General features: G+C 64.0%; 18 protein-coding genes. 12 read left to right on the top strand and 6 right to left on the bottom strand.

Annotated elements, in window-relative coordinates; all coding sequences use genetic code 11:
* Positions 1 to 308: 308 nt before the first annotated feature.
* Together IT775_RS05960 and IT775_RS05955 are read left to right on the top strand one after the other, a co-directional pair.
* The gene (locus IT775_RS05960; RefSeq protein WP_212700174.1) at positions 309 to 1,064 is read left to right on the top strand and encodes a cupin domain-containing protein; all 756 of its coding nucleotides are present in this window, start codon (positions 309 to 311) and stop codon (positions 1,062 to 1,064) included.
* A 33-nt stretch (positions 1,065 to 1,097) separates the two neighbouring features.
* Positions 1,098 to 2,141 carry a GlxA family transcriptional regulator gene (locus IT775_RS05955; protein WP_212700173.1) on the top strand — a complete coding sequence of 348 codons (1,044 nt, stop codon included), beginning with the start codon at positions 1,098 to 1,100 and terminating at the stop codon, positions 2,139 to 2,141.
* Positions 2,142 to 2,166: 25 nt separating this feature from the next.
* On the opposite strand, the gene IT775_RS05950 is transcribed toward IT775_RS05955, so the two are convergent.
* A complete protein-coding gene (locus IT775_RS05950) occupies positions 2,167 to 2,958 on the bottom strand; it encodes a helix-turn-helix transcriptional regulator (protein ID WP_212700172.1) in 792 nt (263 codons plus the stop codon).
* A gap of 130 nt (positions 2,959 to 3,088) precedes the next feature.
* Here IT775_RS05950 and IT775_RS05945 point away from each other — a divergent pair, with 130 nt between their 5' ends.
* The 6 genes from IT775_RS05945 to IT775_RS05920 all read left to right on the top strand — a co-directional run bounded on the left by IT775_RS05945 (position 3,089) and on the right by IT775_RS05920 (position 10,451).
* On the top strand, positions 3,089 to 4,216 hold the full coding sequence (locus IT775_RS05945) for an ABC transporter ATP-binding protein (RefSeq protein WP_212700171.1): 1,128 nt from the start codon (positions 3,089 to 3,091) through the stop codon (positions 4,214 to 4,216).
* 33 nt (positions 4,217 to 4,249) lie between these two features.
* Positions 4,250 to 5,410: an ABC transporter substrate-binding protein gene (locus IT775_RS05940; protein ID WP_212700170.1), complete on the top strand. Its 1,161-nt coding sequence runs from the start codon at positions 4,250 to 4,252 to the stop codon at positions 5,408 to 5,410.
* Between the two features lie 21 nt (positions 5,411 to 5,431).
* Positions 5,432 to 6,283 carry an ABC transporter permease gene (locus tag IT775_RS05935; protein ID WP_212700169.1) on the top strand — a complete coding sequence of 284 codons (852 nt, stop codon included), beginning with the start codon at positions 5,432 to 5,434 and terminating at the stop codon, positions 6,281 to 6,283.
* Positions 6,284 to 6,294: 11 nt separating this feature from the next.
* Complete coding sequence (locus IT775_RS05930) at positions 6,295 to 7,113, top strand: ABC transporter permease (RefSeq protein ID WP_212700168.1); 819 nt, start codon at positions 6,295 to 6,297, stop codon at positions 7,111 to 7,113.
* The gene (locus IT775_RS05925) at positions 7,110 to 7,907 is read left to right on the top strand and encodes an SDR family NAD(P)-dependent oxidoreductase (protein ID WP_246525365.1); all 798 of its coding nucleotides are present in this window, start codon (positions 7,110 to 7,112) and stop codon (positions 7,905 to 7,907) included. The genes IT775_RS05930 and IT775_RS05925 overlap by 4 nt, the downstream gene beginning before the upstream one ends.
* A 93-nt stretch (positions 7,908 to 8,000) precedes the next feature.
* On the top strand, positions 8,001 to 10,451 hold the full coding sequence (locus IT775_RS05920) for a GcvT family protein (RefSeq protein WP_212700167.1): 2,451 nt from the start codon (positions 8,001 to 8,003) through the stop codon (positions 10,449 to 10,451).
* 16 nt (positions 10,452 to 10,467) lie between these two features.
* Here IT775_RS05920 and IT775_RS05915 read toward each other — a convergent pair whose 3' ends face one another.
* Complete coding sequence (locus IT775_RS05915) at positions 10,468 to 12,705, bottom strand: xanthine dehydrogenase family protein molybdopterin-binding subunit (RefSeq protein ID WP_212700166.1); 2,238 nt, start codon at positions 12,703 to 12,705, stop codon at positions 10,468 to 10,470.
* Position 12,706: 1 nt separating this feature from the next.
* Complete coding sequence (locus IT775_RS05910) at positions 12,707 to 13,165, bottom strand: (2Fe-2S)-binding protein (RefSeq protein ID WP_212700165.1); 459 nt, start codon at positions 13,163 to 13,165, stop codon at positions 12,707 to 12,709.
* A gap of 188 nt (positions 13,166 to 13,353) precedes the next feature.
* Between IT775_RS05910 and IT775_RS05905 the strand changes: the two genes are divergently transcribed.
* Positions 13,354 to 14,352, top strand: a complete 999-nt coding sequence (locus IT775_RS05905; RefSeq protein WP_212700164.1) for an AraC family transcriptional regulator — start codon at positions 13,354 to 13,356, stop codon at positions 14,350 to 14,352.
* 143 nt (positions 14,353 to 14,495) lie between these two features.
* On the top strand, positions 14,496 to 15,962 hold the full coding sequence (locus tag IT775_RS05900) for a hypothetical protein (RefSeq protein ID WP_212700163.1): 1,467 nt from the start codon (positions 14,496 to 14,498) through the stop codon (positions 15,960 to 15,962).
* Between the two features lie 75 nt (positions 15,963 to 16,037).
* On the opposite strand, the gene IT775_RS05895 is transcribed toward IT775_RS05900, so the two are convergent.
* On the bottom strand, positions 16,038 to 17,489 hold the full coding sequence (locus IT775_RS05895; protein ID WP_343231112.1) for an MORN repeat-containing protein: 1,452 nt from the start codon (positions 17,487 to 17,489) through the stop codon (positions 16,038 to 16,040).
* A 152-nt stretch (positions 17,490 to 17,641) separates the two neighbouring features.
* Here IT775_RS05895 and IT775_RS05890 point away from each other — a divergent pair, with 152 nt between their 5' ends.
* A complete protein-coding gene (locus IT775_RS05890; RefSeq protein ID WP_212700162.1) occupies positions 17,642 to 19,300 on the top strand; it encodes an NAD+ synthase in 1,659 nt (552 codons plus the stop codon).
* A gap of 105 nt (positions 19,301 to 19,405) precedes the next feature.
* Entirely contained in the window at positions 19,406 to 19,957 is a 552-nt protein-coding gene (locus IT775_RS05885) for a 2OG-Fe(II) oxygenase (RefSeq protein ID WP_212700161.1), read from the top strand.
* A gap of 87 nt (positions 19,958 to 20,044) precedes the next feature.
* On the opposite strand, the gene IT775_RS05880 is transcribed toward IT775_RS05885, so the two are convergent.
* Together IT775_RS05880 and IT775_RS05875 are read right to left on the bottom strand one after the other, a co-directional pair.
* Complete coding sequence (locus tag IT775_RS05880; protein WP_212700160.1) at positions 20,045 to 21,007, bottom strand: 1-phosphofructokinase family hexose kinase; 963 nt, start codon at positions 21,005 to 21,007, stop codon at positions 20,045 to 20,047.
* 172 nt (positions 21,008 to 21,179) lie between these two features.
* Complete coding sequence (locus IT775_RS05875) at positions 21,180 to 22,100, bottom strand: MBL fold metallo-hydrolase (protein ID WP_212700159.1); 921 nt, start codon at positions 22,098 to 22,100, stop codon at positions 21,180 to 21,182.
* Between the last annotated feature and the right edge of the window lie 51 nt (positions 22,101 to 22,151).

Below are 22,151 nucleotides of genomic sequence, written 5' to 3'. Positions count from 1 at the left end.
CGTCAGAAGGTTACAAGAAGGGGCCTTGGGCGGTCGGGTCCGGTCTCAGGCCCCTGAAATGGCGCCGGAAATTCCTTCCGTCATGCCGGTCCGGCGCTGCAAGGCGCTGCTGTCGCGGAACGAATGCCATTTGGACAATAATCGCTTCTGCACTCTAGCAATTGAATGATCATTCAATCGTTGTGTTGATTTTTGCCGCAAGTCAAGTCAGGATTTGATCAAATGCGTCGCGGCGCCGGATGTCACCCGGACAGGTCCGTCAGATGCGCGCTGTGCGACCGCAGGGCGGCCTTGGGAGGGTGCAGAACATGACAGCGAGCCGGAAAGTCATTCTTCTTGAACCGAACGGTCCGCCCGGAATCTGGCTGGCGGAAATGGAATGCGACCCGGCCGATTTCCAATCGCCGCTGCCGACCCAGCACCTGCATGTCTATTTCAGCGACGAAGACCTGGGGCTGACCGTCGGCGTCTGGGATACCACCACAATGCAGGAAACCTTCGGGCCTTATCCCGGCGACGAATTCATCTGGGTGCTGGAGGGTGCATTCGAGATGATCGATGGCGATGGCACGGCGGTCGGGGTCAAGCAGGGTCAAAGCGCCCTTTTCCGCAACGCGATTCCGATCAGCTGGAAACAGGATGGGTACCTGAAGAAATTTTTTATGACCTACCTCGACCCGATGGCCGATACGCCGCAAATCGACAGCGCGGAAGGCGGCGTGCGGGTGATGGATCCGCAGGTTCCTTTGATGCTGCTGGACGGCACTGCGCCGTTCACCATCATCGGCCCCCGGCCGGTGCAGCGCGCACATATCGAATTCACCAATGATGCGGGCAACATGTCCGTGGGGGTCTGGGAAAGCGATGCGATGGTGAGCGAGATGCAGCCCTTCCCGGTGCATGAATTCGTCCAGATGCTGGAAGGCGAGGTCACCATCACCGCAGAAGACGGCACCGCCCAGACCTTCCGCGCGGGCGACTGTTTCTTCGTGCCCAAGGGGGCGGTCTGCAGCTGGAATATCAAGGCATACGTCAAGAAATACTTCGCCGTTCTCGACACGTGATCGCCGAGAGTGCCAACCAAGGAGTTATCTGATATGACCGGCTCCAATGCGATTGTCGCCAACCTGGGCTTCCCCGGCAAGGAAACCAAGGTACGCGAATCCGTCTCACCCCAAAGGCCCATCGCAATCGACGTGCTGGTCCAGCCCGGTTTCGTCGCGACGGAGGTCGCCTCGGTCGTCGACACCCTGCGGGTCTGCAACCGGGTCAGCGGCAGGGAACTGTTTCGCTGGACCTATTGTTCGACGCAGGAAGGCGGCATCGAAGGGGCAGGGGGGCTTTGCGTGAACGCGGTGGCGTTCGACGATCTGCCCGCCGTGCCGGATTACCTGATCGTTGCCGGCAACCGTGCGCATCGCTTCCTCGACAGGCCGTCCCTGGCCCGTATCCGCACGGCGCGGCAATCCCACGCCAAGGTCATCCTGCTGTCCGAGGCCGCCGCCGAATTTATTTTCCAAAACCGAGGCGCCAGTTGCCCGATGACGACGCATTGGGAAAACAAATCGGTTCTTGTCGAACAGTTGGCCGGGGCCGACATTTCCGACCGGCTGGTGGAAAGCCACGACGGCACGATCACTGCGGCGGGCATGTCGGCGACGCTGGACATGATGCTGAACCTGCTTTCCGACCATGTCGCGCCAGTGATCGTCAGGACGGTGTCGGCGATCTTTCTCCATGACAACATCCGCCCCGGCGACATGCTGCAGATCAGCCCGCGTTCGACCACGCTCGGCCCGTTCGACCCGGCGCTGAAAACGGCGATCACGGTGATGGAACGGAACTTCGATACCGACATGAGCATTGCCGATCTGACCCGGCAGTTGGGGATCAGCCCGAAGGCGCTGGAGCGCAAATTCCGCAAGGCTTTCGATACAACGCCTTACCAGTTCCTGATCAACATGCGCCTGGACAAGGCGCTGAAGCTGATCGACACGACAGATCTATCGCTGATCGAGGTGGCGGTAAGCTGCGGTTTCACCGATGCCGGCCATCTGGCCAAGCATTTCAAGGCCCGTTGCGGCGTGTCTCCGACGACCTTCCGAAAGCGTAAAATGCATCTGGGGCTGCAGGATGCCTGAGTGTGGCGGGCGCCGCGCGCCCGGATCAGGTCGAGCTTTCGATCAGGGTGTCGATGAATTCGGAAAACAATTCGCCCTGCGACCGGATATGCAGCTTGGAATAGATGTTACGCCGGTGGATCCGCACCGTGCCGGGGGCGATTTCAAGGATCCGTCCGACCGCTTCGGCGGAATGGCCCTTCAGGGTGAACTCGACCACCTCGCGTTCGCGCGGGGTCAAGACGCCCTTGCCGAAGGTCTGAAACGCCAGTTCAAGGCTCTTGTGCAGTCCGTATTCGGTCGTTTTGCCGCCGGGGACACCGAAGTTTTCAGCCAGCCCGCGCCAGTGCTTGCTGCAGGCGGCGTTCACCACCGGCCAGTAGCTGCGCAATTCACGGACTTCCTTGGCCGAAAACGCCTTTTCTGCCCGCATCAGCGAAACCACCACAACCGCGTTGTCGGGCAGGTTGATGAAATACCCGATTTCCTCCGCAAGTCCCGTCTGGACATAATAGTTGCGAAAATATTCACCCTGATAGAAGCGGTCCGGCGCCAGATCGCGCAGCCGGTACAGCCCCGAATCCACCGGCGTCGTGCTGGCAAGGTAGAACGGATCGAGCAGATAGGGCCCCGCCTGGTAATCCTCGACGAACGCCCGCCGCTTGCCGCGCGGGAAGTCGTCGTAAAGGTCCAGCGGCCGGGCAGAGCCGAGGTAGCCGAACACGACCGTGTAGTCGAAGGGGGCTATGCCTTTCAAAGAATTGGAAAGTTTTGCCGCGAAGTCATCGGTGTCGATCGCCGATATCAAGTCGCCGGTTGCCTCGGCCCAAGTGGTCACTGCGGTCCTCCCTCCATCCCGGCTATCAAAAAAGCACTACCTAATTCGTGGTATATACAATGAAACGGGATTTTCTTACGATTTTCTCAAATCAGATGATATGCCACCCAACAGGGAAACAATCAAGAAAATGGACAAGGGTGAATATACCCCGGGCCGCGACACGGGCGGCAAGAAAATCATCGCCGAGCTGCGGGGCGTTTCGAAGCGCTTCGGCGCGGTGCTGGCGGCGGACGATTTGAACCTGGCGATCGCGGAGGGCGAATTCCTGTCCTTCCTCGGTCCGTCGGGCTGCGGCAAGACCACCGCGCTGCGGATGCTGGCGGGATTTGAGGCCCCGACCGAAGGTGAGGTCCTGATCGACGGTGAGGTTGTGAACACGCTCGACGCGCATCTGCGCCCGGTGAACATGGTGTTCCAGCAATACGCCCTGTTCCCGCACCTGACCGTGGCGCAGAATATCGGCTATGGCCTGAAACAGCGCCGTCCGCGCCTGCCCAAGACCGAAATCGCCGAAAAGGTGGCCAATGCTCTCGAACTGGTGCAGCTGCAGGGGTTCGAGGACCGCCGCATCTGGGAAATGTCCGGGGGCCAGCAACAGCGTGTCGCACTGGCCCGCGCGGTGGTGAATGAACCGAAGCTCCTGCTGCTCGACGAACCTCTGGCCGCGCTGGACCGCAAGCTGCGCAAGGAGATGCAGATCGAGTTGCAGAACATCCAGCGCCGGCTTGGCATCACCTTCATCCTCGTCACGCATGACCAGGAAGAAGCGCTGTCGATGAGCGATCGGGTTTGCATCATGCGGGCGGGCAAGATCGAACAGATCGGATCGCCGCAGGACCTCTACGACCGGCCGCGCAACCGCTACGTGGCGGGCTTCGTCGGCTCGACCAACTTCTTCGACGGCAAGGTTGCCGGTGTTTCCGCGCAGGTCGCGACGGTCACGCTGAGCAACGGCCAGGACGTGACCGGCGAGGCGGTGCATGACGTCCGCCCCGGTCAGGACGTAACGGTCAGCGTCCGTCCTGAACAGATCCGCCTCAGCGCCACGGCCGGCGAAGACAGCCTTCAGGTCACGGTGCTGAACCGGATCTTCCTCGGCGAACACACGGAATACCTGGTGCGGCATGACAGCCTTGGAGAATTCCTCGTGCTGGCTCCCAGGATCGCGGAATTGAACGAAGGGCCGTTCAATACGGGTGACGTGCTACGGGCCTTCTGGGATCCCGGCGCGGCGCTCGTTCTGGAAAATACCTAAAGCCAATAAAAACTCTTCACAGGGAGTATCCAAATGCAACGCGATGATAAACCAATCACCAAGAAGCAGTTCATGGAAGAACTGTACCGCTACAAGAAGGGGTCGGTCAGCCGTCGTCATTTCCTTGGCGTGACCGGTCTCGGCATGGCCACCGCCGTCATGGGGGCCGCAGTTCCCGGCTTGCGCCCGCGCCCGGCCTTCGCCGCCGGCGATATCGGCGACCGCGTGGTGCTTGCGACCTGGCCGAACTACCATGACCCGGCAAACTTCGAGGCCTTCACCGAAGCCACCGGCGCCTATGTGCAGGTCAACGTGTTCGGGTCGAACGAAGAAATGCTGGCCAAGCTGCAGGCGGGCGCCACCGGCTGGGACGTTTTCGTGCCCACCAACTACACTATCACCACCTATGTCGGCGAAGACCTGATCGAACCGCTCGATACCTCGCTGATTCCGAACTACGATCCCAAGGCCTATGACTCGCGCTTCTCTGATGCCGGATCGGTCGACGGCAAGCTCTACGCGGTGCCGAAGGACTGGGGTACCACCGGTTTCGTTGTCAACACCAAGCATACCAACGGTGTGAAGGTCGACAGCTGGAAACAGTTCTTCGACATGACCAAGAACGAATTCTCCGGCCGTACCATGGTGCATGACTACCAGCTGACCACCATCGGCAACGCGCTGAAATATTTCGGCTATTCCTTCAACTCGGTGGACGAGAAGGAACTGGCCGACGCCGAGAAGCTGCTGATCGAATGCAAACCGCACCTGTTCGCAATCTCGTCGGACTACCAGCCGTCGATTCGCAACGGCGATGCCTGGATGTCGATGGCCTGGACCGGCGACGGCAAGCAGCTGAACAACGACATGCCCGAAATCGCCTATGTCCTGGGCAAGGAAGGCGGCGAAATCTGGAGCGACTACTACGCCGTTCCCAAGGGTGCCCCGCACCGCGCCGCAGGCTACGCGCTGATCAACTTCCTGCTCGATCCGCAGGTCAACGCCAAGGAAGTTCTGGCACATGGCTACCCGTCGGCGGATGCGCATACCAACGCGCTGCTGCCCGAAGAACTGCTGAACGATCCGATCCTCTACCCGGCGCAAGAACTGCTGAATGCGCTGGAATTCGGCGCGGCCGTGACGCTGACCGACCCGAACCGGGCCGAACTGATGGCCCGCTTCAAATCGGCCTGATCTGAAAACGACGAGAACGACATGACACAACGCACCCGCAATCTCTTGCTGCTGGCACCTGCCGGAACCTGGTTTCTGGTCATGCTGATCGTGCCGCTGACGGTCGTTCTCGTTTTCAGCTTCGGCGAACGCGGGGCCTCCGGTGGATATGTCCCCGCGTTCACCCTGGAACAATATGCCAACCTGCCGGCTCGCTGGGCGGCGTTCAAGAATACCCTGATACTGGCGCCGGTCGGTACGCTGGCGGCGCTCGTGATCGCCTATCCGCTGGCCTATTACCTGGCCGTCCTGGCCAGCCCGAAATGGAAGACCATGCTTCTGGTGCTGGTCATCGTGCCGTTCTGGACCTCTATCCTGATCCGTTCCTACGCCTGGATCTTCCTGCTGGGCGGCCGCGGCATCCCGGCGCTGCTGGCCATGATCGGCATCGAGGACGTGCGGTTGATCAACACCCCCTTCGCGGTGCTGGTCGGGATCGTCTATGGCTACCTGCCGCTGATGGTCTTCCCGATCTTCGTCAGTCTCGACCGGCTGGACAAAAGGTTGCTCGAAGCGTCCTCGGACCTCGGCGCGACCCGTATCCGGACCTTCCTGCAGGTGACGCTGCCACTGTCGCTTCCCGGCATCGCCACAGGCAGCCTTCTGGTCTTCATCCTGCTAATGGGCGAATACCTGATCCCCGCGCTGCTGGGTGGCGGCAAGGTGTTCTTCGTCGGCAACGCCCTGGTCGACCTGTTCCTGCAATCGCGTAACTGGGCCTTCGGCTCGGCGGTGGCGGCGACGCTGGTGATCATCATGTTGATCAGCGTGACGCTCTACATGCGGCTGATCAGCAAACTTGGCGCGCAGCGCGAAGACGTGTCGTTGATGTGAGGATCTGAGTGATGCGGCTATATTCCATTTTCGTCTACCTGTTCCTCTATATCCCGATCGGCGTGATCGCGATCTTCAGCTTCAACGCCGGCCGCCATGCCAGCCAGTTGCAGGGGTTTTCGACCCAGTGGTACGGCAAGGCGCTGAACAACCCCTTCGTCATGGACGCGCTGCAGACCAGCCTGACCGTGGCCTTCTTCTCGGCCCTCTTCGCCAGCCTGTTCGGCACCATGGCGGCGGTGGCGTTGCAGGGGATCAAGGGGCCGCTGCGCACCGTGTTCGACGGGCTGATCTACATCGCGGTGATGATCCCCGGGATCGTCATCGGCATCGCCACGCTGATCGGGCTGGTGACGCTGTTCGACCTGATCAACCCGGCCATCGCCGCCGTCTGGCCCGAAGGGGTGACGGCGCCCAAGCTCAGCATGGGCATGGGATCTCTGATCGCGGCGCATACGATGTTCACCATGGCGCTTGTCGTCATCATCGTGCGGGCGCGCCTGGCGGGGATGGACCGGTCGCTGACCGAAGCGTCCTCGGACCTCTACGCCACGCCGATGGCCACCTTCCGGCAGGTGACGCTGCCGCTGATCCTGCCCGGCGTCCTGGCCGGGTTCCTGCTCAGCTTCACCTTCAGCTTCGATGATTTCATCATCGCCTTTTTCGTCGCCGGGTCCGAAACCACGCTGCCGATCTACGTGTTCTCGTCGATCCGGCGCGGTGTGACGCCCGAAATCAACGCCATCGGTACCTTGGTGCTGGCGGCGTCGCTGATCATGTTGGTGACCGCGCAGATCCTGCTGCGGCGTGGAGAAAAGAGAAAGACATGAGCGTTCATGAAAGAGTGAAAACGCCGGCCGAGATGGTTTCGCTGCAAGACCGCGTGGCCTTCGTCACCGGTGCCGGGTCAGGGATCGGGCGCGCCGGTGCTCTGGCAATGGCCCGGTGCGGGGCGCATGTGGTCGTGACCGACCGCGACGAATCGCTGGCCCGCGAGGCCGCGGAAGAGATCGCCACAGCGGGTGGCATGGCCACGGCACAGGGGGTCGACGTGACCGATTCCGCAGCGCTGGAAGCCGCGATCCTGCAGACGGCGGAGCAGCATGGCCGGCTCGATATCTTGCATTCTCATGCCGGCATCCAGATCGAGGGCAAGCTGGAACAGGTGGCGCCCGGCAACATGGATGCCAGTTGGAACCTGAACGTGCGCGCCCATTTCGTGGCCGCCCGTGCGGCGATTGGCCCGATGAGAAAACAGGGCGGCGGCAGCATCATCATCACCGCGTCGAATTCCGGCGTGCAATACGACCGCGAAATGATCGCCTATGCCACCACCAAACACGCGGCGGTGGCGATGACGCGGCAGATGGCGGCGGATTATGCGGGTGACAACATCCGCTTCAACGCGCTTTGTCCGGGTTTCATCGACACCCCCTTCAATGCCGGGTTCGAAGTGCAAATGGGCGGCCGCGCCGCGCTGGAAAGCTATATCTCGGACACGATTCCGATGGGCCGCTGGGGCACCACCGGCGAAATTGCCGATGCGATCGTTTTCCTCGCCTCCGACATGTCGACCTTCGTGACCGGTCACGCGCTGGTCGTCGATGGCGGTGAATGCATCTAGACAGGAATCGCCGGGCCTGACACTTTTTCCGGACCTGACGATCCCTGAAATTTCCAACAGATCCGGCGGTTTGCCGAAAAAACGGGTGCGCCCATGACTGATCTTCCCACCAAGGCCCGCGTTGTCATCATCGGGGGCGGTATTTCCGGCTGCTCCGTCGCCTATCATCTGGCCGAACTGGGCTGGACCGATATCGTCCTCTTGGAACGCAAGCAGCTGACATCCGGCACCACATGGCACGCGGCCGGTCTGGTCGGTCAATTGCGCGCCAGCCAGAACATGACCCGGCTGGCGAAGTATTCCGCCGATCTCTACACAAGGCTGGAAGCCGAAACCGGGCTGGCCACCGGGTTCCGGCAATGCGGGTCAATCACCGTTGCGTTGACCGAGGAACGCAAGGAAGAAATCCTGCGTCAGGCCAGCATGGCCCGTGCCTTCGACGTCGAGGTGAACGAACTTTCCCCCGACGAGGTCAAGGCGCTTTACCCGCATATGAACATCGACGGCGTGGTCGCGGGCGTGCACCTGCCCAAGGACGGGCAGGCGGATCCGGCCAACATCGCGCTGGCGCTGGCCAAGGGCGCGCGTGCGCGCGGCGCGAAGATCGTCGAACAGGTCAAGGTCACCGGCGTGACCGAAGCAAACGGCCGGGTGACCGGCGTCAACTGGCAAAGCGCCGGGGACGAGGGTCATATCGCCGCCGACATGGTGGTCAATTGCGGCGGCATGTGGGGCCGCGACCTGGCGGCGCAAAACGGCGTGACGCTGCCGCTGCATGCCTGCGAACATTTCTACATCGTGACCGAAAACATCCCCGACCTGGCCCAAATGCCGGTGCTGCGGGTGCCGGACGAATGCGCCTACTACAAGGAAGACGCGGGCAAGATGATGCTTGGCGCGTTCGAACCGGTCGCCAAGCCTTGGGGCATGAACGGCATCAGCGAAGATTTCTGTTTCGATCAGCTGCCCGAGGATTTCGATCATTTCGAACCGATCCTCGAAATGGGCGTCAACCGGATGCCGATGCTGGCCGAGGCGGGCATCCACACCTTCTTCAATGGCCCCGAAAGCTTCACCCCCGACGACCGCTATTACCTGGGCGAGGCGCCCGAACTGAAAGGCTACTGGGTCGCCGCCGGGTACAATTCGGTCGGCATCGTGTCCTCGGGCGGGGCGGGCATGGCGCTGGCCCAGTGGATGAACGACGGCGAACCGCCGTTCGACCTGTGGGAAATCGACATCCGCCGGGCCCAGCCGTTCCAGAAGAACCGCCGTTACCTGCGCGAACGGGTCAGCGAAACGCTGGGCCTGCTCTATGCCGATCACTTTCCCTACCGGCAGCCCGAAACCGCGCGTGGGGTGCGACGCTCGCCGCTGCACGAACACCTGAAGGCCAAGGGCGCGGTTTTCGGCGAAACCGCCGGGTGGGAACGCGCCAACTGGTTCGCCGATCCGGGCCAGGAACGCGAATACCGCTACAGCTGGAAGCGGCAGAACTGGTTCGACAACCAGCGCGCCGAACATATGGCGATGCGGACCGGCGTCGGGCTGCTCGATATGACCTCCTTTGGCAAGATCCGCGTCGATGGCCGCGACGCGCTGGCCTTTATGCAGACAGTCTGCGCCAACCAGATGGATGTCGATCCGGGCCGCATCGTCTATACCCAGATGCTGAACGCGCGCGGCGGCATCGAATGCGACCTGACCGTGACGCGGCTGGCCGAAAACTCCTTCTTCCTCGTCGTGCCCGGCGCCACCTTGCAGCGCGACCTCGCCTGGCTGCGCCGCCATGTCGGCGACGCGGCGGTCACCATCCTCGACGTGACCGCGTCCGAAGTCGTGCTGCCGCTGATGGGGCCGAAGGCGCGCGATGTTCTGGCGCAGGTATCGCCCAACGATTTCTCGAACGAAGCCCACCCCTTCGGCATGGCGCGCGAGATCGAGATCGGCATGGGATTGGCCCGCGCCCACCGCGTGACCTATGTCGGCGAACTGGGCTGGGAAATCTATGTCAGTTCCGATCAGGCCGCCCATGTCTGGGAAAGCATCGTCGAAGCGGGCGAACCGCTGGGGCTGAAGCTGTGCGGGCTGCACGCGATGGACAGTTGCCGGATCGAAAAGGCGTTCCGCCATTTCGGCCATGACATCACCGACGAAGACCACGTGCTGGAGGCCGGCCTGGGCTTCGCGGTGAAGACCAAGAAGGGCGATTTCATCGGCCGCGACGCGGTGTTGCGCAAGCGCGAGGAAGGGCTGGGCCGCCGCATGATGCAGTTCCGCCTGAAGGACCCCGAACCGCTGCTGTTCCACAATGAACCGATCCTGCGCGACGGCAAGATCGTCAGCTTCGTCACCTCGGGCAATTACGGTCACGCGCTTGGCGGCGCGATCGGCATGGGCTACGTGCCCTGCCGCACCCCGGGCGAAAAGGCCGATGACCTGCTTGGATCGACCTACCAGATCGACGTCGCGGGCCGGATCGTCGAGGCGGAGGCAAGCCTCGCCCCGATGTACGATCCCAAATCCGAACGCCCCAAGGCGTGATGCCGGGCCGCGATGGTCAGACGAAATCGACGAACTGGTTGAACGGCATTTCGCGCAAGCGTTTGCCGGTCGCCGCGAAGATCGCGTTGGCCAGCGCGGGGGCGGCGGGCGGCACCGGGGGTTCGCCGATGCCGCGCACCTTGCTGCCGTTTTCCAGCCCCTTCACGAAGATCTCGGGGCACTGGTAATTCCGCATACCTTCCGCGTCCCAGAAATTGGCCTGTTCCGCCATGCCGTCGGCATAGGTGATCCGGCTGTTCATCGCATGGCCAAGCCCGAAGACGACGCCGCCCTGCACCAGGTTTTCGAAATTCACCGGGTCGACCACCTGGCCCACCTCGGCAGCGACCCAGACCTTGTCGATGCGGATGCCGTCATCGGTGTTGGTGACCTCGACCACCTCCGCCGTGGGCACGCCGAAACTTTCCACGAAGGCGACGCCGCGGCCCTTCCCCGGGGCCAATTCGCCGCCCCATGACGACATCTCGGCCACCGTTTCCAGAACCTTGCGCGACAGGTCGTGGTTCATCATCCGGATGCGTTCCGCCATCGGGTCGGCCCCGGCCTCGTGGATCAGTTCGTCGAGGAAGCTGTCGAAGAAGAACCCGGCCCCCGCCGCCCCGACCGACCGCCAGGACGATACCGGCGCCAGTTCCGGCACCCGATAGCCCCGCACCCGCAGGTTCGGCAGCGCATAGGCGTTGTTCCACGCCCCGGCGACGATCTGCATGTCCGGCCCCGGCACCGGAATGCCGGCCCGGCCCATCTGCGACGTCATCACCGAAGGCGACGCGATCGACAGGTCCATCGCCACCACCTTGCCGTCGGCGACCGTGCCCTTGCCGCGCGCCATCGCGATGTGGCGGGGGAAGTCATGGGCGAAATCCTCCTCGCGCTTGTAGGTCAGCTTGACCGGCGTGCCGGGCATCTGCTTGGCGATTTCGGCCGCCTGCTTGAGGTATTCGAATTCCAGCCGGTGGCCGAAACTGCCGCCGATGAACTGGTTGTGGAATCGCACCTGAGCGGGCTTGTGGCCGGTCACCTTGCCCACGATCTGCTGCAACAGGCGCGGCACTTGCTGACCGGACCAGACATCGACAGCCTCGTCCGTCACCCGGATCACCGCGTTCAACGGTTCCAGCGGCTGATGCGCCACGTAGGGCGAACGGTACTCGGCTTCGAACGCGCCTTGGGCCGTCGCCGCCGCCGCATCGCCTTCGTCGCGCCATGTCTTGTCGAGCTGGTCCTTGGTGAACGACGCCGCGACCTCCGCCCAGTGATCGTCCTGTTCGGCGGGGTAGGGCGCGGGGCCCCAGTCGCAGTCTATCGCATCCGCCGCCTGGAAGGCGCGCCATGTGTTGTCGGCCACCACCGCGACGCCGCCGGTGATCGGCAGGATGGCCTTCACCCCAGGCATGGCTTTTGCCGCGCTGTCGTCATAGCCGTTGATCGCGCCGCCCTGGCGCGGGTTCATCCGGACCGTGGCATGGACTATGCCGTCGATCTGCAAGTCGATGCCATAGCCCTGCGTGCCGGTCACCTTCGCCAGCATGTCCAGCCGCTGCATCGGCTTGCCAATCAGCCGCCATTCGGACGGGGCACGCAGGCTGACATTGCGCACCGGGTCCAGCCCGGCGGCGATACCGGCCAGTTCGGTGTATTTCAGCGCTGTCCCGTCGGGCAGTTGCACCGCGCCGTTCGCCGTCTTCAGCCGCGCCACCGGAACGCCGGTCTGTTTCGAGGCCGCCAGCTTCAGCGTTTCGCGCGCCACCGCGCCGGCTTCGCGCAGCTTGACGAAACTGTCGGGCATGGCGCTGGACCCGCCAGTCATCTGCATCCCCAGAAGCTTGATCGCGCCGCCCATCACGCCGCGCGTGGTTTCTGCTAGAAAACTGTCGTCGCTGGCCATGAAGGGCGCACCCTCGGCGGCCATCGCGGTGTTCCAATAGGCCTTGTCCGGGGCGCCGAAACTGATCTCGAACTGGCCGAACTCTATATCCAACTCCTCCGCGATCAGCGCCGCCTGGGCTGAGGCGACACCCTGGCCCTTGTCCGCATGGGGCGTGATCAGCGTGACCTTTTCAGCATCGATCAAAACCCATGGGTTGAAGGTGGCCGACCCTTCGGCCAGCCCGTACTCCAAAGGATTGGCATAGGGCGTTTTTACCCGGTAGACGCCGAAGGCCACGCCGCCAAGGATGGCGGCCGACCCGATCAGGAAGCTGCGGCGGGCGATTTTTCCAACACGGCTCATCTCAGGCCTCCTGCATCTTGGTCGCGGCGGTTTTCACCGCTGCGCGAATCCGGGGATAGGTGCCGCAGCGGCACAGGTTGCCCGACATCGCCTCGTCGATATCGGCGTCGGACGGATCGGGATTGTTCGCCAGCAGATCGGCGGCCTGCATGATCTGGCCCGACTGGCAGTAGCCGCACTGCGCCACCTGGTGTTCGGCCCAGGCCTCTTGCACCGCGTGCAGCGCCGCCGGATCGCCCAGCCCCTCGATCGTGGTGACGGCCCCCGTAACGTCGCCGACGGGGGTCTGGCAGGACCGCACCGCCACCCCGTCGATATGCACCGTGCAGGCGCCGCAGGCGGCAACGCCACAGCCGTATTTCGTTCCGGTCAGCCCGATCTCGTCGCGCAGTACCCAGAGCAGAGGCATCTCGGCCTCGACATCGACCTCGTGCGAAGTCCCGTTCACCACCAGTTTCATCCGCGTTCTCCCGCGCTAATCCGTCAATTCCCCTCAAGATAGCGCTGCAATCGCTTTATTAAACTTGCGGATCGTGCCAAAGTTATAACTTAGGGCGCCAACGCGCTGGCGCTGTATGGATCGCGGGGGGCGGCATTGCCTATCCTGTCGCTGGTTGCGGCTGATGAACCTGTGGAATGTGAGCGCCGATGAGCCAGAAAAAACGCTATCCCGTCGCCAAGATGACGCGGCAATTCTGCGCCATGCTGAAGATCGACGAAGACCGCCTGCTGCGCCGCGTCGGCCTGGCGCCGGATTTCCTCGATCACGAAGGCAAGGGCGTGACGGCGCGGGAATTCTACGCGCTGTGGCAGGCCGGGTTCGACGAGGTCCGCCGCGAAGACCTGGCGCTGAGCCTGGGCCGGCAATTCGCCCAGGCGCCCTACGTGCCGGCGATCCTGGCCTTTTCCTGCAGCCCGAATATCGAAATCGGCCTGACCCGGCTGGCACTGTTCAAACCGCTGGTCGCGCCGGTCCGGCTGCGCGTTCGGCGCGCGGGCGACACGGTTGCGCTGGATATCGGGTCGTCGGACCCGGATGCGCCGATGCCCCCCGGCGTGTCTGCGTTCGAACTGGTCTATTTCCTCGAATGCGCCCGCCGCTTCACCGCAGAACATATCGTGCCGCTGGCCATTCACATGCCCGATGGTGGCGGGCCGCGAGCAGGGTTGGAGGATTTCTTCGGCGTGTCGCCGCAACCGGGGGACACGGCGCGGATGGTGCTGCGCGCGGCGGATGCCGAACGGCCGCTGATTTCGCATAATGATGATTTCTGGGCGATGCTGGAGGTCGACCTGCGCCGGCAGCTGCCCGAACGTGACGCCCCGGTATCGATCGCGGATCGGGTGCGCGCGACGCTGGTCGAATTGTTACCCAGTGGCGTTGCCTCGGCCGATGCGGTCAGCGCGCTTTTGAACATGAGCAAGCGCAGCCTGCAGCGCCACCTGAAGGCTGAAGGAGAGACGTTCCAGACGCTGCTTGACGCGACGCGGTCGGAATTGTCGCTGCGCTACCTGTCGCAGGGCGACATGAGCGTCGAGGAAATTTCCTACCTGCTGGCTTTCCGCGATCCGAATTCATTTTACCGCGCCTTCCAGGGCTGGACCGGCATGACCCCGATGCAGGCGCGGGGACGGATTTTGCAGTAGGCCGGGCCGTTGGCAAGGCGCTCGGGCATGCGCTATCCCGATGCGTTGACAGGCATTTTTACGCCGCCTACGCTCCGTGCGATGATTTTGATGACGCAGGCCTTTTGATCCTGGCTCCGGGGCCATCCTGAAGGAACATGACGATGATGAGATCTGGCCTGCCTTGGCTCGGGGCCTTGCTGCTTCTGCTGTGGCCATTGTTTCTTTACAAGGGGCCGATCGCCTTTTCCGATACCAAGCCCTACCTGAATGGTGCCGCCACCGGGGTGCGGGTGGTGCTGGGCATCGAGGCCGGGCTGGTCGCGGAAGGCATGCAATCCGATCCCGGCGGCCCGGTCGCGGCGGAAACCGCCGTCGAAACGTCCCCGGCAACGAAACAGGATCAATCCGTTTCCTCTGCCCGGTCGCCGTGGTTCGGGGGCTTCCTGCTGGGATCGGTACTGCTGGCCGACGGGGCGGGGCCGGCTTTGGTTCAGGCGCTGGTCGTGCTGACGGTGATCGCGCTGACGGCCCGCAACGTCCCGGGGGCCGGAACCAGCGCCCCCTATCTGGTCATGGTTCTGGCGGCGGTCACGCCGCTGGCGCTATACACCGATTACATGATGCCCGACCTATCCGCCGGGGTGGCGATCCTTGCGGTGGTCAACCTGATGGCGTTCGATGCGCGCATCGGATGGGGGCAGCGGGTGGTCTGGGCGGTGCTGCTGACGGGAACCATGCTGTTTCACACGAGCCACGTTCTGGTCGCCGGAAGCCTGGCGCTGGTCGCGGCGGGGCTGGCCCGGCTATTGACCGGCCGTTTCCCGGCGCGCGGGCTGATCACCGTGCTGCTGGCGGTGCTGGTTTTCGCAGCCGGGCAGGGCAGCGTGACCCGGTTGGTGGAGCGCCATTACGGCGCCGCACCGCTGCGCCCGCCCTTCCTGACCGCGCGGTTGGTGGCCGACGGGCCGGGCTTCGACTACCTGTCCTCACATTGCGCCGATCCCGCCTTCGCGATCTGCGGCTTTGTCGACCGGATGCCCGCCGCCAGGCTGCGCGCACGGGATGCGGCTTGGTACAGCAACGTTCTGCTGTGGTCGGACGACCCGCACAGGGGAATATATGAAGCCGCTGGTCCCGACATCCGGGCGCGGCTGTCGCAGGAACAGATGCGGTTCGCCGTGGCGGTGTTGCGTCACGATCCTGCCGGCGTGATCGGGGCGGGGCTGTCGAATACGGTGGCCCAGTTCTTCCGCTGGCGTGTCGATGAAATCGGCGCGCTGCAACCCGTCCGTTTCGTCGATGCCCCGCTGATCGATCCTGCCCCGCTTTTGGCATCGCTGCCGGGGCTGTCCTATGAGCCCGTCAGGCTCAGCCGGGTTTACCGTATCAGCACCGGCATCGCGCTGGCCGCTGCGGCGTTGCTACTGGGCGTGGCGCGACATCGCGGTCCCGCGCGCGAAGCGGTCGCGCTGGTGATCCTTGTGCTTGTGGGGCTGATGCTCAATGCCGCGGTGACCGGGGGGCTGTCGGGCGTGGATGACCGGTATCAGAGCCGGGTGATCTGGCTGCTGCCTTTCGCGGTGATGCTGGCCGGGCTGGCATGGGCGCGCGGGCTGCGGGACGGATAGGGTGCGCGCTTTTAACAAAGGCCTGCCGAACGGCAAAGCGTCGCCCGCGTCGCGGCTTCCCGGACGCTGCCGGTGTCACTCCGTCGGCTGGGTTTCCGGTTCGGGCTGCGGTTCTGTCCCTTCCGCCTGAAGAGCGCCGTTCTGCCATGTGCCGGTCGCTTCCTGCCCGGTGGCATAGCGCATCGTGCCTGCGCCCTGACGCTTGCCGTTTAGGAAGTGACCTTCGTAGACATCGCCGTTGGAATAGGTGGCGATGCCTCTCCCCGAGATTTCGCCGTCCTTCCATTCGCCCTCGTAGCGGAAGCCCCCGGTCATGGTCAGCGTCCCCATGCCGTCGCGCTTGCCGCCCGCGAACTGGCCCTTGTAGACGGTGCCGTCGGGATAGGTCGCGGTGCCCTCGCCATGGCGCTGGCCGTCCTTCCAGTTGCCCTCGTAACGGTACCCGTCGGCATGGGTCATGATGCCGAACCCGTCGTTGCGCGCGTTGACGAAACCGCCTTCATAGCTCATCCCGTTGGGATAGGTGGCCTTGCCCTGGCCGTCGATCACCCCGGTCTTCCAGTCACCCTCATAGGTGGCGCCATCTGGGTAGGTGATCTTGCCGATCCCGTCGGCCAGCCCGTCGCGGAACTGGCCGGTATAGATCGACCCGTCGGGATAGGTGACGGTGCCTTCGCCCTCGATCTGACCGGCGGTCCAGTTGCCTTCGTAACGGTATCCGTCGCTGCCGGTGAACACGCCGTGGCCGTGGCGCTTGTCGGCCTTGAAGGCGCCGACATAGGTGTCGCCGTTGGCATAGGTGACCATGCCTTCGCCTTCGCGGCGGCCTCCGGCCAGTATGCCTTCGTAAACGTCGCCGTTAGGCTGGGTCAGTTTGCCCTTGCCGTTGATCTGCCCATCTTTCCACAGACCGGTGTAAACCAGCCCGTCGGGCATGGTCAGCGTGCCCTGGCCCTCGCGGGTGCCGCGCCGGACCTGGCCGTCATAGACCGCGCCATCGGGATAGGTGATCTTGCCCAGCCCTTCCTTGACGCCGTTGACCCAGTCGCCCTCGTAGACGTATCCGCCGGGCGATTGCATCGTGCCGCGGCCGTGATGCATCGCGTTGCGGAAACCCCCTTCGTAGCGCACGCCGTTGGCATAGACGGCAATGCCCTGTCCGGTGATCTTGCCGGCCAGCCATTCGCCCTCGTAAGTGCCGCCGTCGGCGAACACGATCTTGCCGAACCCCTGCGGCTTGCCCTTCTCGAAATCGCCCTCGTAGACCGATCCGTTGGGAAAGCGCGCCACGCCCTTGCCCTTGATTTCGCCATCGACCCACTGACCGGTATATTCATAGCCGTTGGGCAGCCGGTAGGTGCCGGTGCCGTGCTGCAGCCCGTTGCGGAAGGTGCCCTCATAGACGCCGCCATCGTCATATTGCTTGCTCAGGACCTGCCCGTCCTGCGCCGCACCCGGCGACGCGAGCAGCGCCGCACCGCTGAAGAGACTTGCAAAAACGATCCGCTTCTTCGTCATGTTCGCCATCTGCTGTTCCCGACGCGCTTGCCGTTTCCCCGTTGAAACAGTTGGGAAACTAGAGGACAGCCCCCGGGGTGACAATGTGTTTTGGCGCAAATCGGCTTTCCCTCGCTCACCGATCTGATAAATCGGGGGAAAGGCCGCAAGGGAACGGGACATTGGCAGACAGATTTCGCATCACGCTGGCGCAGCTCAACCCGACGATGGGCGATCTGGCCGGCAACGCCGCCAAGGCATGTGACGCCTGGGAAACCGCGCGCGACGCCGGGGCCGACATGGTGGCGTTCCCGGAAATGTTCATCACCGGCTACAACACCCAGGACCTGGCGATGAAACCTGCCTTCCACCGCGCCGCTATGGACGCGGTGGACAAGCTGGCGGAGGACTGCGCCGACGGTCCCGCGATCGGCATCGGCGGCCCTTGGGTGGACGACGGCAAGCTCTACAACGCCTACTTCATCCTGAAGCACGGCAAGGTGGCGCACCGGGTGCTGAAACATCACCTGCCGAATGAGACCGTGTTCGACGAGGTCCGCATCTTCGACAGCGGCCCGCTGGCGGGGCCCTATGCGCTGAACGGCGTGCGCATCGGCAGCCCGATCTGCGAAGACAGCTGGTACGAGGACGTGGCCGAAACGCTGGCCGAGACCGGGGCGGAATTCCTTCTGGTGCCGAACGGGTCGCCCTATTTCCGCAACAAGCTGGAAGTGCGGCAGAACCTGATGGTGGCCCGCGTGGTCGAAACCGACCTGCCGCTGATCTATCTCAACCTCGCCGGCGCGCAGGACGATCAGGTTTTCGACGGCGGCACCTTCGCGCTGAACCCGGGCGGTGAACTGGCACTGCAGATGCCGCTGTTCGATGAAGATATCGCCCATGTCGACCTTGTGCGGGGCGACGAAGGCTGGCGCATCGAACCGGGCGCCAAGGCGCATGTTCCAGACGACATGGAGCAGGATTACCGCGCCATGGTCACCGCCCTGCGCGACTATTGCGGCAAGACCGGGTTCGGCAAGGTGCTGCTGGGCCTGTCGGGCGGCATCGACAGCGCCATCGTGGCGACCATCGCCGCCGACGCCCTGGGGCCGGAAAACGTGCGCTGCGTGATGCTGCCGTCGGAATACACGTCGCAAGGATCGCTCGACGATGCCAAGCAGGTCGCGGAAAACCTCGGCTGCCGTTACGATTTCGTGCCGATCGCGGAAAGCCGCGGCGCGGTCACCAACACGCTGGCGCCGCTGTTCGAGGGCCGGGACGCCGACATCACCGAGGAAAACATCCAGTCGCGGTTGCGCGGGCTGCTGCTGATGGCGCTTTCCAACAAGTTCGGCGAAATGCTTCTGACCACCGGCAACAAGTCCGAGGTCGCGGTCGGCTACGCCACCATCTATGGCGACATGGCGGGAGGCTACAACCCGATCAAGGACATGTACAAGACCCGTGTCTTCGACTGCTGCCGCTGGCGCAACGCCAATCACCGCGACTGGATGCAGGCGCCCGAGGGCGAGGTAATCCCGGTGTCGATCATCGACAAGCCGCCCAGTGCCGAACTGCGCCCGGACCAGAAGGACGAAGACAGCCTGCCGCCCTACGAGGTGCTGGACGGTATTTTGATGCTGCTGGTCGATGCCGAGGCCTCGGTCGAGGACTGCGTGCGCGCGGGCTATGACCGCGACACGGTCAAGCGGATCGAGCACCTGCTTTACATCAGCGAATACAAGCGGTTCCAGTCGGCGCCGGGCACCCGTCTGAGCCCGCGGGCGTTCTGGCTGGACCGGCGCTACCCGATCGTCAATCGCTGGCGCGATCCGTCCTAGGCAGGCGGTTCAAAAACGACCACGAGGTCGCGATCCGGCCAGCGCGCGGGATGCGAATTGTGTTTAGCCATGTCACCCTTCGGAAGTTTAGGAAAGGTGATTCCCGTGTTGAACGTGCATTCGATCCCCGGGGCGTTTTCGCCCGATGAATGCGACCGTGTCCGATCCCTGGTTGCACAGCAGCCAGCCAATGACGCGCGGCTGGTCGGGCTGACCCGCGATCACAATATCCGCCGCGCCGACCTGGTCTGGTTGGACGACGTGCCCGAAGCCGACTGGGTGATGGACCGGATCATCGACCTGGTGCGCACGGCCAATCGCGATGTCTTTGATTTCGATTTGCGCGAATTCGCCGAAAGCCCGCAGGTGGCGCGCTACGGCGCCGAAAGGGAGGGCCATTTCGGATGGCATTCCGATATCGGCGACGGCGCGCTGGCGGCCAAGCGCAAGCTGACCATGGTGGTGCAATTGTCTGCCTCCGACGACTATGATGGCGGCGATTTGGAAGTCATGCCAAGTGCCCATGTCGTGGCCGCCAGCCGCAACCGTGGCTGCGCGACACTGTTCCCCTCGATGCTACTGCATCGGGTGACGCCGGTCACGCGCGGCGAACGGCATTCGCTGACGATCTGGGCGCACGGCCCCGCCTTCAGGTAGCGGGCTGGGGGGCTTTGCCCCCGTCTGTGGAAATCCCAAGAAATTTTCACCGATTCCCCCGGGATATTTATCGAAAGGAAGAAGGAATCAGGCGGTTTCCGCCGTTAGCGGTTCAACCTTGCACAGGGGCAGAAGCCGGTCCGCGTCGGCGCGGGTGCACAGCTCGGTCGCTTCGGTCATCACCGCCGCCGTGGCCGCCGCGGTGCCGTGGCGCAGCGCCTCTTCCGGCGGCAGGCCGCGGGCCAGCGCCAGGATGAAGCCGCCGACGAAACTGTCGCCGGCGCCGATCTTGCTGCGTACCGGAACCTCGGGGGCGCCACAGTGGAAGCAACCCTCGGCCGTGGCCATCACCGACCCGTCGGCGGCGCGGGCGACCACGGCGATTTCCGCAGCACCGCTTTGCACCAGCCCGGCGGCGAAACCGGCGCTGGCAGCGCGCGAGGTCAGGGCGCGCCCGGCGATGTCCTGCGCTTCGAACCGGTTCATCCGCAGCAGCGTGACCGGCCGGGCGGCGGGGATGCAAATCGTCTTCAGTGCGGTGCCGGACAGATCGGCGATCAGCCGTGCGCGCCGATGCGCCAGCGCATCGCCCAGGCAGTCGGGGAAATCATCGGGCACCCCTGGGGGCATTGAACCGCTCAGCACCACGAAGCCACGGTCCGGCACGGTGTCGGCCAGCATTCCCATTAGGTCGGTCAGATGCGCCCCGGTCCAGTCCGGCCCGGGCATCACGAAACGGTATTGCCCGCCACTCGACCGGTCGGTCACGGCAAGATCCAGCCGCGTGTCTCCCGGCGCGGAGATGGGCAGCAGGTCAAGCCCTTCGTGCCGCAGCAAGCCGCATAGCGTGTCGCCCAGCGGTCCGCCCACCGCCACCAGAACCCGGCTTTGCCCGCCCAGCGTCCGGATCACCCGCGACACGTTGATGCCGCCGCCGCCGGGATCGTTGCGCGGGGCGTCGCAACGCAGCTTGGGCCCCGCCGAGACGTGGTCGGTGGCGGTGGCCATGTCCAGCGCCGGGTTGAGCGTGATGGTAAGGATGTCCTGCATGCAACGATCCCTTGGTTCGCATGCAACATGGCACCGGCGGTGCCACCGTGCCAAGGGCCGATTGGCCGCGCGCGCCCGGCGGCCAGCCGGTGAAAAGAATAAAACGCCCCCGCCCGCGACATCTGAAAGGGGAGGAAACAGGGCAGGCGGGGGGCTGTCTCGGAACCCGGGGTTACAGCATGTGTTGATAGCTGGCGGCGATGTAGCGGAACCCGTCGCCGCGGGGATCGACATAGCCCAGTCCGGGGAACGGCATGTGATAGCCGATGAACGGGATCTTGTCGGCGGAGAGCATGCCCAGCAGGCGCCGCCGCGTGGCCGCCGCCGCCGCCTTGTCGCGGTCGAAGCGCACCTCCCAGTCGGGATAGGCCAGCGACCAGACATGGTGGTTGGTGAAATCGGCACCGAGCAACAACTGTTTCCCTTCGCTTTCCAGCATGTAGGCCATGTGCCCGGGCGTGTGGCCGAAGGCGGCCATCGCGGTGATGCCGCCGGCGACGCTGCCACCGTCCCCGAGCATGGTGGCCTTTTCGGCCAGCGGCCGCACCTTTGCCTCGAAGCCTTCGTTTTCCATCGCCGCCCAGCTGTCGAATTCGGTCGATCCGGTCACATAGGTCGCGTTGGCGAAGGTTTCGCCCGCTTCGCCCATCAGCCCGCCGATATGGTCGCCATGCATATGGGTGATCACTACCTTGTCGACCTGGCCTGCGTCGTAACCGGCCGCGTTCAGCGCGCCGGTGATGCCTTCCGGATTCAGCCCGGTGTCGAACAGGATCAGCTCGGCCCCGGTATTCACCACGGTCGGGGTGAAGAAGAACTGCGCCATGTCGGCGGGGATGTGGTTGGCGGCGGAGACCTCGGCGAATTCCTTTTCGCTCACGTTCAACCCGAAGATCTTCTGCGGCTCGGGCACAGTACGGGTGCCTGCCAGCAGAGTGGTGACTTCGAAACCGCCCAGCCGGAAGCGGTTGAAGCGCGGCGGGGTGGCGCCCAGCATATCGGCGGCGGCGGAAAGCGGCCCGGCGCTGGCGGCTGCCAGAGGCAGGGCTGCGGCCCCGGTCAGTAGATTGCGGCGGGTCAGTGATGTGGTCATTCTGATCTCTCCCTGAAACGATGCTGATGACGGCAACGATAGCGCGCGCAC

The sequence above is a fragment of the Thalassovita aquimarina genome (genome assembly GCF_018219815.1).
GTDB classification, from domain to species: domain Bacteria; phylum Pseudomonadota; class Alphaproteobacteria; order Rhodobacterales; family Rhodobacteraceae; genus Thalassobius; species Thalassobius aquimarinus.
This window is presented reverse-complemented; position numbering and strand designations above follow the sequence as displayed.

Excerpts from the sequence above, each read along its gene's own strand:
- IT775_RS05960 (WP_212700174.1), top strand. The coding sequence starts at position 309 with ATGACAGCGAGCCGGAAAGTCATTCTTCTTGAACCGAACGGTCCGCCC.
- IT775_RS05955 (WP_212700173.1), top strand. The coding sequence starts at position 1,098 with ATGACCGGCTCCAATGCGATTGTCGCCAACCTGGGCTTCCCCGGCAAG.
- IT775_RS05945 (WP_212700171.1), top strand. The coding sequence starts at position 3,089 with ATGGACAAGGGTGAATATACCCCGGGCCGCGACACGGGCGGCAAGAAA.
- IT775_RS05940 (WP_212700170.1), top strand. The coding sequence starts at position 4,250 with ATGCAACGCGATGATAAACCAATCACCAAGAAGCAGTTCATGGAAGAA.
- IT775_RS05935 (WP_212700169.1), top strand. The coding sequence starts at position 5,432 with ATGACACAACGCACCCGCAATCTCTTGCTGCTGGCACCTGCCGGAACC.
- IT775_RS05930 (WP_212700168.1), top strand. The coding sequence starts at position 6,295 with ATGCGGCTATATTCCATTTTCGTCTACCTGTTCCTCTATATCCCGATC.
- IT775_RS05925 (WP_246525365.1), top strand. The coding sequence starts at position 7,110 with ATGAGCGTTCATGAAAGAGTGAAAACGCCGGCCGAGATGGTTTCGCTG.
- IT775_RS05920 (WP_212700167.1), top strand. The coding sequence starts at position 8,001 with ATGACTGATCTTCCCACCAAGGCCCGCGTTGTCATCATCGGGGGCGGT.
- IT775_RS05915 (WP_212700166.1), bottom strand. The coding sequence starts at position 12,705 with ATGAGCCGTGTTGGAAAAATCGCCCGCCGCAGCTTCCTGATCGGGTCG.
- IT775_RS05910 (WP_212700165.1), bottom strand. The coding sequence starts at position 13,165 with ATGAAACTGGTGGTGAACGGGACTTCGCACGAGGTCGATGTCGAGGCC.
- IT775_RS05905 (WP_212700164.1), top strand. The coding sequence starts at position 13,354 with ATGAGCCAGAAAAAACGCTATCCCGTCGCCAAGATGACGCGGCAATTC.
- IT775_RS05900 (WP_212700163.1), top strand. The coding sequence starts at position 14,496 with ATGATGAGATCTGGCCTGCCTTGGCTCGGGGCCTTGCTGCTTCTGCTG.
- IT775_RS05895 (WP_343231112.1), bottom strand. The coding sequence starts at position 17,489 with ATGGCGAACATGACGAAGAAGCGGATCGTTTTTGCAAGTCTCTTCAGC.
- IT775_RS05880 (WP_212700160.1), bottom strand. The coding sequence starts at position 21,007 with ATGCAGGACATCCTTACCATCACGCTCAACCCGGCGCTGGACATGGCC.
- IT775_RS05875 (WP_212700159.1), bottom strand. The coding sequence starts at position 22,100 with ATGACCACATCACTGACCCGCCGCAATCTACTGACCGGGGCCGCAGCC.